Here is a 12,226-nt window from a genome sequence, read left to right on the forward strand (position 1 = left end):
AGTGTATTATAATAGAAGGTTTTTGCCTTCACGTTTCACTAATTAATAAATTAAATATGAAAAGAACAACGCTTGTTTTAACAATTGCAATTATGTCAATGGGATCATTGATATCATGTAAAAAGTATGAGAATGGAGGTTCAAAAGCAAAAGCTGAAAAGAATATCCAAAATACCTGGACAATTGATCAATATTATTTTGACGGTACTGATGCTACCAGCCAGCTATTGATAACTAATTACCAAGAAACTTTTAGTGATGGTGGAACATACAGCAGATCATATAATGATGCAAGTGGTGATCCTAAATCAGAAACTGGAACATGGACACTTGTAGATGATAAAGATAGAATCAATATTTCTGGTACAGGTAGTTATGAATTGACTGCTCAAACATCTACAGTTTCAACTTCAGATTATGATATTATCAAATTAGATAAAGATGAATTGTGGTATTCATTTACAAATGGTGGAAACACACATGAATTTCACATGGTGCCAAAATAGTAGATTAAACTACTAGGTATTAATAGATTTTACAAATTGAAATAATGAACTCAGGTTTTATAGTTTAACCCTTTAAACTTGTGACCTGGAATGGTTATAAGATGTGAGTTCAATCCTTGCTAAAAAGCCTAGACGAAAGTCTGGGCTTTTCTGTTTTTTTTAATACTCAGTTCTATCTTCCTTTTCAGCCCATTGCTGAAACACAGTTAAGGCATTTTCTCTTCCGCAAGAGTGGAATTTGATTTTTCTTTGATGAAAATCCAGGTCAATTTCTTCATAAATAAAGTGATCATCAAAACCTATGTCTGCAGCATCTTTTTTGTTACATCCAAAGTAAACCGCATCCGGTCTTGCCCAGTAAATTGCACCTAAACACATTGGACAAGGTTCACAAGATGTGTAAAGTATGCATCCATCTAATTGAAAATCGCCCAATTTTTCACAGGCTTTTCTTATAGTAACAACTTCGGCATGTGCGGTTGGGTCATTTGATGAAACTACTTCATTGTGCCCTTCAGCTATAATCTCTCCATCTTTTACTATTACCGCTCCAAAAGGGCCTCCAAGGTTGTTGTGCATACCAAATGATGCCATTTCTATGGCACGTTGCATAAACTTCTCGTGATCGTTACTCATAAATTAAATTTTGATGCACTTCGTGGTACATTTCGTTTCATCTATCGAATTTAATAACTATTCTCTAGAATAACGAGGCAGAACAGCTAACTTAATAATGCAACAAAACGTTGTTATAAGTAGATGCCACATCATTTAAAAATATTAGACCAGTTACGCAGGCACTTTAAAAGGGATAAGGTATGTCTTTTTTATCACGGTGAATTTGAAGATTACTTCACTGAAAAGATGATTGCTCTTATTGGTATGCAAAGCGATAGAAAGATTAGAGGTAATCTGGCATTTGTCATTACCGAGAGTTTTCAAAATATTGTAAGACACAAAAATTCCTTTCTAGGCGAAGGCAATCACAACGTATTTGGTATTAGAGGAAGTGAAGTGTTCATGCATATTTTTTCTTCTAACCTTGTTGTGGATGAAGTAAAACAAGAATTGGACGATAGGTTAAGTGAGATTAATAGTCATAACAAAGATTCATTAAAGGAGTTGTTTTTAAAGATTTTAGAAGAAGGTGAGTTAGACGAAAGAGGAGGAGCCGGAATGGGATTGATTGAAATGGCAAGGAGATCTAAAAGTAAAGTACAATATGAATTTGTAGATCTTGTACCTAATGTGTACAACTTCAATATGCAGGTTGATTTTATGAGATTGCCTGAATTTTCAGACTGTACACCAATGAGTGTTGATGTCAATTCGCAGATGGCTGAATTGATTAAGGATGAAGAAATTCTGTTTATTTACAAAGGAGTATTTAACGAATCTACAATTGAGCCTATTATACCAATTATCACTAGCAGTATTCAGTTAACCAAAGTAAATCCACTTAATGTTTTAAAAATAGTGAGTGGTTTGGTAGAGAATATTATTCACTATAGTGATGAAGAATATGGACAGAAACATGGATTGTTTGCCATCAAAAAAATTCCTGATGGAATTTATATCTCTTCAGGAAACTATACAAATGAAGATGTAGAGGAACTGGAAAGAATTGTTGATGACATCAATTATATGTCTGATGATGATTTAAGAAGTATGAGTCACAGAATGAACTCAGCATTTAGCTCTGAGCAAATTGGCTTATCTGAAATTAGAATAACCAGTAAAAACTCAGTGGAGTTAAAAGTAAGTGAGGACGAAAAAGGTACTTATGTAATGCTTGGGGTTAGAATTACAGATTAATCTACTTAGCGAAATAAGCACTTAAGGAAACTCCAATCACACAAACGTCATCAACCTGCTCATAATTGCCTTTCCATTCTTCAAAAGCATTATCCAAATCTTTGTACTGATCTTTAAAGGCTTTTTGATGTTTTTCAATCAACAGTTTCTTAAAGAAAGAGGATTTTAATTTTTTACCTTTTTCTCCACCAAATTGATCTGCAAATCCATCTGTGTACAAATAAAAGATGTCATTTTTAATAAGTTCAATTTCGTGTGTGTTAAAAGGAGTTTGTCTATGAAATTTACCAATCGGTTGGTTGTCTCCTTTTGTCTCATATAATTCATTATTCCTAATGAGGTAGATGCCATTATTGGCTCCGGAAAAATATAATTTTCTGGTCTTTTTGTTAAAAACGCAAAGTCCAATGTCCATGCCGTCATTTACTTCTTGCTTTCCTGTTTCAAATCTGTCAATCACTAAATCCCTGGTCTTATCAAGGATATCTCCAGGTGTTCTCAATCCAAATTCTTTAACAGATCTACTGAGAGCATTGTGACAAACTACAGAAACCATAGCTCCCGGAACACCATGCCCCGTACAATCAGCTGCAGCAAACATTATATAATCATCAATTTCCTCTAACCAGTAAAAATCTCCGGCTACTACATCTTTGGGTTTGTATAGGATAAAACTATCAGGTAAACATTTATTGACTAAAGATGTTGGAGGTAAAATGGCTTCCTGGATGCGTTTGGCATAAGTAATACTGTCTTTAATCTCTTCATGTTGGGTTTCAATTTCAATTTTTTGAATACGAATTTCTTCAGTGCGTTCTTCAACTGTGTCTTCTAATTGTTTTTGTCTTTCCTTTAAAACATGAATTCTCCAACGGAACAATAAATAAATCAATCCTGCACCAATTAGTATCATTAAAATAATGAACCACGCTTTTTGATAGAATGGAGGGTTGACAATTATGCTTAATTCAATTTCATTACTGCTCAATAATTTCTCATTAATGGTTCTGAATTTCAGGACGTGTTTTCCGTTTGGTAAACCACTTAAAACAAAGTCGTTTGAAGTTTGAGGTAAACTCCATCCTTCGCTATCCAATTGCCACTGATAATTCAATCCAAATGAGTTGGTAAAATAGGCTGCCTTGGTTTTTATGTGTAAAATTTCTCCATAATCAACTACAAGCTCTTTTGGGTCAGTAGGTTTAGATCCCGGAATCCAAAAGTATTGATGACTAATTTTGTTGTCTGAATCAAGGGTGTAAATTTGTTCAAAGTGGAGATGTTCAGGCTGAAACTCTTTACCTTCAATATCTATGATATGTAAAACGTCAGTTCTACTGGTGGCCCAAAGTCTGTTGTATTCGTCTTTGAAAAGAGCAGAAAAACCGTCTCCAATTAACCCTTGTTTCGGAGAATAAAATTTGAATTTGTATTTTTTGAAAAAGTCATCTTTACTATTTACCGGCAAGTCCTTCACTTTAGGTTCAAAATATGCCATTCCAACATTAGTACCTACTAAAACAGATCCGTCTTTATCACAATAAATACTGCGGGCCGCAGGTCCTAATAAACCTGATTTGTCATTGATGTTGAAAACGAAAGTTGTTTTTTTATCTACATAATTTAATCCACCTTCTATTCCACCAATCCAAAGATTGCCTTCAGGGTCAATGTCATATCCCCAAATAATTGAAGAACCAAAACCTTCACTAACAGATTGACATGTATTAGGAGTGATTACATACATTGCGGTTCCCCATGTGGTTACCCAAAAAGTAGTGTCATTTACATAGCTGGCAGCTGTTACATTTAAACCTTGAATAGGAATAGAGTCTTTATAATCACATACTGTAATGGAGTCAAAAACGGATGTGTAGGTGCCATTTTCAAAGTATCCTATTCCATATTTTTCCCAGGATTTTTCTTCAACTAATACATAGTATCTGTCATTTTCCTTATGAAAAGGTTTGATGTATTTAACATTGTCAAGAATGTGGGTTTTACTTTTGTCATCTCCTACATATCCTTTCTTGTCTTTTTTTGAGATTAAGAATTGTAAATCATGATACAATATGGCAGAGTAATCTTTGTAAAATGAGGCTTTTGAAGGAATGCTGTTCCATAATGTGTCAAAGTAATGTCTATTTCCTTTTCTATCTTCAAAATAAAATCCGTCTTCGGTAACTGTACTTGCTCCTAATCTCGAATCGCCTATGTTGAAAAGTGTTTTTTTGTTAGCCAATACTTTCTTTTCTTTCATTTCTGCACCTACATAATCTTTATCATCTGTCAATAAAACAACTCTTTTATGGTTTTGCTTTCTGAAGTAAAATTCAGTTAATCGTAAAATGTTTTGATCAGGAATAAAGTAAACGCCATCTCTAATAGTGCTGATCCAAAGTGAATTGTGTTTGTCAAATTCAAAATCCCTAATTCCTAAATGTGTTTGATTAGAAATGATGGGAATGTCAACACCATCTTCAATACGGTGAACTGAGTTGAAACTTGCAAAGTATAGTAGTCCATTGTTGTCGTACTTTAGCGAATTGATATCTACCTCAATCCCATCTGGAATTTCAAAGTTAATTTTGGTCAGTTTTTCAGTTGAAATTTCATAAAAAGTATCTCCAAATAATCCAACCGGAGGATAATTTTTGTTCGATTCAGAAAGAATCATAATAGGATCTGAAACAAATTCTTCATAATGCATTTCGTTAACCACATTATCTTTTATGTAGTAGAGTTTTTTATTGGCGACATACCAAACTACATCATTTGCATCAATGGACATGACATGAATTTCAGTATGTCCTCCATGATTTTCTTCATTAAAAAAAAGAGTAGTGTCTTCCTTAATGCATGTAATTCCCCCAAGTCTGGTTGAAATCCAAATGTTGTTTTTTGAATCTTCAGCAATTTGTTGAATGTGTAAATCAGATATCGCAGAATAATCAATATAAAGTTCTGCATATAAATTGGGTAAGAATTTTACGGCGCCCACACCGTTTCCGCCGGCCCATACAGTTCCACCATGATCTACGAAAACATCAGAATATCTATCCCACAAACCATTGTGTTTTCCAAATGTGTATAGATCAATACCATCCATGACTGCAATTCCTGAATTTTGACTCGCCATCCACACGCGTCCTTCAGAATCTATTGCGATATCATCTACATTGTTTGAATGTAAGTTGGAGTTGATGTTATAATGGTAAGTAAAATATCTAAAGGGAGTTCCTTTATAGGGTGATTCAAGTTTGATCTTTTTTGGGTGACCTAACTTAATAGTCTTTTGCCCATAAATCACAGTGCTTATAGCTATGAATATGAATAGAAATATGCTTCTTATATGCATTACTGTGATTACCATTATTATAGGGTAAATCTATAAAAATATTTTCCACAAGTAAATATAGTTTCAATAAGCTGAACATCTCAACTCTTTAATTACTAGCTTTGCAGTCAGAATTATGAGTCACCAGTCAGGTTTTGTAAATATTGTAGGTAGTCCAAATGTTGGAAAATCAACTTTGATGAATCAATTGGTTGGAGAGAAAGTGTCTATTATTACCTCCAAAGCTCAAACTACGCGTCACCGTATTTTGGGTATTGTCAACAATGAAGATTATCAAGTGGTTTTTTCTGATACACCTGGTGTATTGGATCCGCATTACAAGTTGCATGAAAACATGATGTCTTTTGTGAGTACTGCATTGAAAGATGCAGATATCATTCTTTTTGTTACGGATATTTACGAAACAGGAATGAATCATGAAAAGACATTGGAACGACTCAAAAAAACAAGTATTCCGGTTTTACTTTTGATCAATAAAATTGATCAGGGTGATCAAAAACTGATTGAAGATAAAGTAGAGTATTGGCACAAAGAAATGCCAAATGCCGAAATTTTGCCCATTTCAGCGCTTGAAGGTTTTAACATGGAGCCTATCTGGAAAAGAATACTTGAATTGCTGCCAGAAAGTCCTCCATACTATGATAAAGAAGAATTGTCAGATAGACCAATGCGCTTTTTTATCAGTGAAATGATTCGTGAAAAAATCTTTCAAAACTATAAGAAAGAAGTGCCTTATGCCACGCAGGTTGAGGTGGAGGAATATAAGGAAGAAGCAAAGATTATTAGAATTAGAGCTGTCATCTACGTTGAGCGCAAAACACAAAAAGGTATTTTAATTGGGCATCAAGGCAAGAAAATTAAATACGTTGGAATTGACGCCAGAAAAGACATTGAGAAATTTGTGGGCAAACAGGTGCACCTAGAGCTTTATGTCAAAGTAGATAAGGATTGGAGAGAAAACGATAAAAAATTAGAAAGACACGGATATTAATTTTGTGTTTTAAACAAGAATAGAATGTCAAATATTGTAGCCATAGTAGGAAGGCCAAATGTAGGTAAATCAACTTTGTTCAACCGATTGACAAAGTCAAAGACGGCCATAGTAGAAGAGGTGAGTGGTGTAACCAGAGATAGAATTTATGGCCTTTCTGAATGGAATGGAATTGAGTTCTCTGTGATTGATACCGGGGGATACGTTCATGGTTCAGATGATATTTTTGAAGAAGAAATTCGTAAACAAGTAGAGATAGCCATTGAAGAGGCATCTGTTATATTGTTTGTGGTTGATGTAACAACAGGTGTTACTGATTTGGATGAAGAGGTTACCCATTTATTGAGAAGAACAGATAAGCCTGTTTATTTGGTAGCTAATAAGGTGGATAATACCAACCGTCAATTAGATTCGGCTGAATTTTATTCGTTGGGATTGGGTGAGATTCACAATATATCTGCAGTAAATGGTTCAGGAACAGGAGAACTTTTAGACACTTTGGTAGAAGAGTTTAGTTCAGATGGAGCGCCTGAAGATGAATCAGATTTACCTAAAATTGCCGTGGTAGGAAAACCAAATGTTGGAAAATCATCTTTTATTAATGCAATTACTGGAGAAGAACGAAACATTGTTACACCCATTTCTGGAACAACCAGAGATTCTATTGATACGAGATATCAACTGTTTGGATTTGATTTTAAACTGATTGATACGGCAGGAATCAGAAAGAAAAGTAAGGTTCATGAAGATTTGGAATTTTACTCTGTGATCAGATCAATTAGAAGTATAGAATATTCTGATGTCTGCGTTTTTATGATTGATGCAACAGAGGGGATTCAGAAACAAGATTTGAACATCTTTTATGTAATTGAGAAAAACAGAAAAGGTGTTGTGGTTGTTGTAAATAAATGGGATTTGGTGGAGAAAGAAACTCAAACTATGAAAGAGTATGAGGACAAAATCCGCAATCAATTAGCGCCATTTAGAGATGTGCCAATCATTTTTACTTCAACAATTTCAAAGCAAAGATTACACAAGGTTTTAGAGAAAACCATGGAGGTTTATCACAACAGAACGCAAAAAATTCCTACCAGAAAACTGAATGATTTTGTTCTGGAAATTGTCAAGAAAAATCCTCCACCTTCTGTAAAAGGTAAATATGTTAAGATAAAATATGCTACAATGTTGCCTACACATGCACCAGCAATAGCTTTTTTCTGCAATTTGCCTCAGTATATTAAAGATCCTTATAAACGCTACGTTGAAAACAGGTTGAGAGAAGAATTCAATTTTGAGGGAGTTCCAATTAGAATTTTCTTCAGAAAAAAGTAATTTTATCCTGTGACTTACAAGGATATTTTAAAAGATTTCAAGGAGCGCAAGTTTAAGCCCATCTACTTTCTTCACGGAGAAGAGTCGTTTTACATTGATGTAATTGTTAAGGCGGCAATGAATGAGATTTTGGATGAGAGTGAACGTGATTTTAATCAAACTGTCTTGTACGCCAAAGACACCCAGCCAATAGATGTAGTGGATGCTGCCAGTCGTTTGCCAATGATGAGCGAGTATCAGGTGGTTGTATTAAAAGAGGCACAAGAATATAAAAGAGCAGCTCAATGGGAAGCTTTTGAGCAATATTTTGAGTCGCCATCTCATCAAACTATTTTGGTAATTGCTCACAAATACAAGAAGTTTGATAAGCGATCTCGTATCTATAAAATCCTGGCTAAGAAAGCCGTGATTTTTGAATCTGAAGGAATCAAAGATTATCAATTACCCGGTTGGATCAGTGAGTTTGTAAGATCTAAAGGATGGAACATTACAGATAAAGCCTGTGCATTGGTTGCAGAATATATTGGTAATGAGTTGGAGCGAATAGTGAATGAATTAGAGAAGTTGTTCATTGTCGTGGAAGAAGGCAAGCAAATCAATGAAAAACATGTTGAGAAACATATAGGAATCTCAAAAGATTACAATGTGTTTGAGTTGACTAATGCTATTCTTGAAAAAGATATTGTTAAGGCTTATCGCATTGTGAAATACTTTGGAGAAAATCCGAAGGCTACTCATATAACTGTTGTTTTAGGAAGTTTGTATTCACTTTACCAAAGGTTGTTTAAAGCTCATTTTGCCAAGACAGATGATCCCGGAAAACTTGCCAGCATACTTAAAATTCATCCGTATCCTGCTAAAGAGTTGATCATGAATAAGAGAAAGCATCCTGCTAAAATTATTTCTCGAAATTTCACCATCCTTAGGGAGTATGATCTCATGGCAAAAGGTGTGAATAATGGAGGTGCAACAGATGCCGAATTAATGAAGGAGTTGGTGTACAAATTGTTGCATTGATTTTCATTTACAAACTTTAATCTTCAAATTACAAATCCAATCAATTCATTGACAAAAATCTGTCATTAAGATAGTTGTGTTTTTATAATCTTTGAGTGGTATTTAACCTGCCAAACCAAAACAGAAAGATTATGAAAAGACTTTTTAAGATTCTTTGTTTGTTTATTTTACTGACCTCAATAACACATTCATCCTTTGGCCAATCTTATAAAAACATTAGATACTTCAGAAGGTTTGGTATAGAGGCAACATCTTTTGGACCTGCAACATATTGTAGTTTAAATTTTAGTTATTTCATTTCAAAAAATGTCAATATAGATGCCGGTTTCGGTATGTTAGGTGCATTTGCCGGACTTAGATTTTTTCCGGGAACATTTAGTAAACCTCACCACTGGTCGCCTTATTTAGGGTTTTATTTCACCAATATTATTTGGATTTCACCATTTGCACCTGAAGATTATAGTAAGGGGCTTTACATGCCGCTTGGTATTCAATATTTAGGAAATAAAGGGTTTTCTTTCAGTGTAGAGGCTGCCTATATAAGTATCAAAAATGATCTTACACCAATATGGGGATCACTTAAATTAGGATACTATTTTCCAATAAAGGAATAAGGTTTTAACACCCTGATTTAATAAATATAAACCAGTGTGGCATACAGCTTAATTTCAAAAATCAACACTTTAGTAAGCAATTAGAACATTTTCGCACATTTCAGCTTAAATATCTTATCTTTGGCGTGCTAAAATTACAATATGCTTCGAAATCTACTTACGTTAACCTTATTGCTGGCAGTGTCCATTGTTTTTGGACAAGAAGGAACCTTGAGAGGAGTTGTTAAAAGTGATGCGGATGGAAACGGTGTGCCTTTTGCCAAAGTTGTGGTGATGGGGGCTGAAAAATTTGCCAGTACAGACGTAGATGGATTATACTCGATTCCGAAAATTCCGGTTGGAACATATACTGTTAGAATTACAGCATCTCAATTTACTGATTTTACAAAAGAGATTACCATTATTGAGGGGAAGATTACTACCCTGAATGTGGAATTGGAAACAGGAAAACAGTTAGACGTAATTGAAGTTGTACATGAAGACAAAGACAGAAAAATTGATCCAAGAACTTCTGTTGTAAAAATCACACCTAAAGATATTTTAAGAGTTCCTGTTACTGGAGGGGTATCTGATATCGCGGGATATTTTCAAACTGTACCGGGTGTTGTTTCTACTGGAGACCAGGGAGGTCAGGTTTATGTGCGTGGTGGTACACCAATCCAAAATAAAATCTTGTTAGACGGAATGACTATTTACAATCCATTCCACTCAATTGGTTTTTTCTCAGTATTTGAAACTGATCTAATTAAATCAGCTGACATTTACACCGGAGGATTTAATGCTAAATATGGAGGAAGAATATCTTCAATCATGGATATCACTTACAGAGATGGAAATGCAAAGCGTTTTGCCGGAGCAGTTGGAATTTCCCCTTTTACATCTAACTTGTTGTTAGAAGGACCAATTTCTAAAGCGAATAACATATCATTTGTTGTTTCAGGTAAAGCTTCATTGCTAGAGCAAACATCAAAAGCATTGTATCCTTACATCAATCAGGATGAAAATGGTGTAACACAAGGATTACCATTCAATTTTTGGGATTTATACGGAAAAGTAACAGTACAGGGAAATGCTGCCAATAAAATTTCATTCTTCGGATTTTCATTTAATGACAACGTTACTTATCAAGCAGTTTCAAACTTAAACTGGAAAAGTTTTGGTGGTGGATCTAACTTCATCTTTGTACCTGAGAATTCAGAGTTATTCATGAAAGGAAGATTAAACTTCTCATCTTATGATATTGCATTGGAAGAAGAAAATCTTGAACCTAGAACATCAGGAATATTTGGAGGAGAATTAGCCTTTGATTTCACTTATTATTTGGCTAGAAAAACCAAATTAGATTATGGATTTGGATTCAGTTATTTCAGAACAGAGTTCCAAACTTTCAATGAGGTAAACAGAAAAATTGAACAAAACGATAATACAATTGAAGCGGGGGCTTACGTGAGCTATCGTTATGTTTCAAAAAGTAAAAGATTAATCTTAGAACCTAGCTTTAGATTTCAAGCATATTCATCAGTTGGTCAGGTTACGGCTGAGCCAAGATTCGCAGGTAAGTTTAACATCACGGATATCTGGAGAGTTAAAGTGGCAGGTGGATTTTACACGCAAAACTTTACAAGTACAACATCAGATCAGGACGTAGTGAATTTATTTTATGGATTTATTACTGCTCCAAGTAACATTCCTTCAGATTTTCAATTGCAAAATTCAAGTGAAATTCAAATTAAAAACGGATTGCAAAAAGCATGGCATGGTGTAGGAGGTATTGAGATTGATCTTTCTAAAACCTTAAAATTAAACCTTGAAGGATATTATAAATTCTTCAATCAGCTTACCAACGTGAACCGTAACAAGATTTATGAAGACAATGCTGAGAATTCTCAAATTGATGACGTGTTCAAAAAAGACTTCATTATTGAAAATGGTAGAGCCTGGGGAGGAGACATTGTATTGACATTTAAAACTAAGCACCTTTACATCTGGACAGCTTATTCATTAGGTAAAGTTGTTAGATGGGATGGTTTTGACGAATACGCTCCTGTATTTGATAGAAGACACAATGTTAACTTAATAGCAACTTACACTTTCGGAAAAAATGAAAGTTGGGAAATTACATCTCGTTGGAATTTAGGTACAGGTTTACCATTTAAACAAACAGTTGGTGTGTATGAGCAACCGGTAATTAACAATATTGATGATGACTACGTTGCCGGAAATGCTAATGAGTTAACGTTTATCTATGAAAATGGTAACAATGGTCGTCTTCCAACTTATCACCGTTTAGACTTGAATGTGAAAAAGACATTGTCATTTGAGAATAATAAGAACTTGAAAATTGAATTTATCGCAGGTGTTACAAACGTTTATAGTAGAAATAATATCTTCTATGTAAATAGAGTAACAAATGAGAAAGTTCATCAGCTTCCTATTATGCCTTCTTTGGCTGTTAACTTCAAATTCTAATAATTTTACTGGACATTCTTCTTTTTGTTCAGTACATTTTAGTCACTGATTACTACAATTTACTCAGCAGTTTATCGTATTGATCTTAAAAATCTGTTTTTGGCAGCATGTTTGTTTTTGTATG

At 34.3% G+C, this 12,226-nt stretch carries 9 protein-coding genes; 7 read left to right on the forward strand and 2 right to left on the reverse strand.

The window, feature by feature from the left end:
• Nucleotides 1-56: 56 nt before the first annotated feature.
• A complete protein-coding gene (locus K6119_RS16305; RefSeq protein ID WP_221833378.1) occupies nucleotides 57-506 on the forward strand; it encodes a hypothetical protein in 450 nt (149 codons plus the stop codon).
• 159 nt (nucleotides 507-665) lie between these two features.
• On the opposite strand, the gene K6119_RS16310 is transcribed toward K6119_RS16305, so the two are convergent.
• Nucleotides 666-1,142, reverse strand: coding sequence for a nucleoside deaminase (locus K6119_RS16310; protein WP_221833380.1), 477 nt, complete (start codon nucleotides 1,140-1,142; stop codon nucleotides 666-668).
• A 123-nt stretch (nucleotides 1,143-1,265) separates the two neighbouring features.
• Between K6119_RS16310 and K6119_RS16315 the strand changes: the two genes are divergently transcribed.
• Nucleotides 1,266-2,321, forward strand: a complete 1,056-nt coding sequence (locus K6119_RS16315; RefSeq protein WP_221833382.1) for a DUF6272 family protein — start codon at nucleotides 1,266-1,268, stop codon at nucleotides 2,319-2,321.
• A gap of 1 nt (nucleotide 2,322) precedes the next feature.
• On the opposite strand, the gene K6119_RS16320 is transcribed toward K6119_RS16315, so the two are convergent.
• Complete coding sequence (locus tag K6119_RS16320) at nucleotides 2,323-5,679, reverse strand: SpoIIE family protein phosphatase (RefSeq protein WP_221833384.1); 3,357 nt, start codon at nucleotides 5,677-5,679, stop codon at nucleotides 2,323-2,325.
• Between the two features lie 115 nt (nucleotides 5,680-5,794).
• On the opposite strand from K6119_RS16320, the gene era reads away from it, so the two are divergent.
• The 5 genes from era (at nucleotide 5,795) to K6119_RS16345 (ending at nucleotide 12,102) form a co-directional block, all read left to right on the forward strand.
• The gene (era, locus tag K6119_RS16325; protein ID WP_221833386.1) at nucleotides 5,795-6,670 is read left to right on the forward strand and encodes a GTPase Era; all 876 of its coding nucleotides are present in this window, start codon (nucleotides 5,795-5,797) and stop codon (nucleotides 6,668-6,670) included.
• Between the two features lie 24 nt (nucleotides 6,671-6,694).
• Entirely contained in the window at nucleotides 6,695-8,002 is a 1,308-nt protein-coding gene (gene der, locus K6119_RS16330) for a ribosome biogenesis GTPase Der (RefSeq protein WP_221833388.1), read from the forward strand.
• 9 nt (nucleotides 8,003-8,011) lie between these two features.
• Nucleotides 8,012-9,019: a DNA polymerase III subunit delta gene (gene holA / locus K6119_RS16335; RefSeq protein ID WP_221833389.1), complete on the forward strand. Its 1,008-nt coding sequence runs from the start codon at nucleotides 8,012-8,014 to the stop codon at nucleotides 9,017-9,019.
• A 131-nt stretch (nucleotides 9,020-9,150) separates the two neighbouring features.
• Complete coding sequence (locus K6119_RS16340) at nucleotides 9,151-9,633, forward strand: hypothetical protein (RefSeq protein WP_221833391.1); 483 nt, start codon at nucleotides 9,151-9,153, stop codon at nucleotides 9,631-9,633.
• 141 nt (nucleotides 9,634-9,774) lie between these two features.
• Nucleotides 9,775-12,102: a TonB-dependent receptor gene (locus tag K6119_RS16345; RefSeq protein WP_221833393.1), complete on the forward strand. Its 2,328-nt coding sequence runs from the start codon at nucleotides 9,775-9,777 to the stop codon at nucleotides 12,100-12,102.
• The last annotated feature ends 124 nt before the right edge of the window (nucleotides 12,103-12,226 follow it).

Origin of the sequence: Paracrocinitomix mangrovi (assembly GCF_019740355.2) — a bacterium.
In the GTDB taxonomy this organism is placed as follows: domain Bacteria; phylum Bacteroidota; class Bacteroidia; order Flavobacteriales_D; family Crocinitomicaceae; genus Paracrocinitomix; species Paracrocinitomix mangrovi.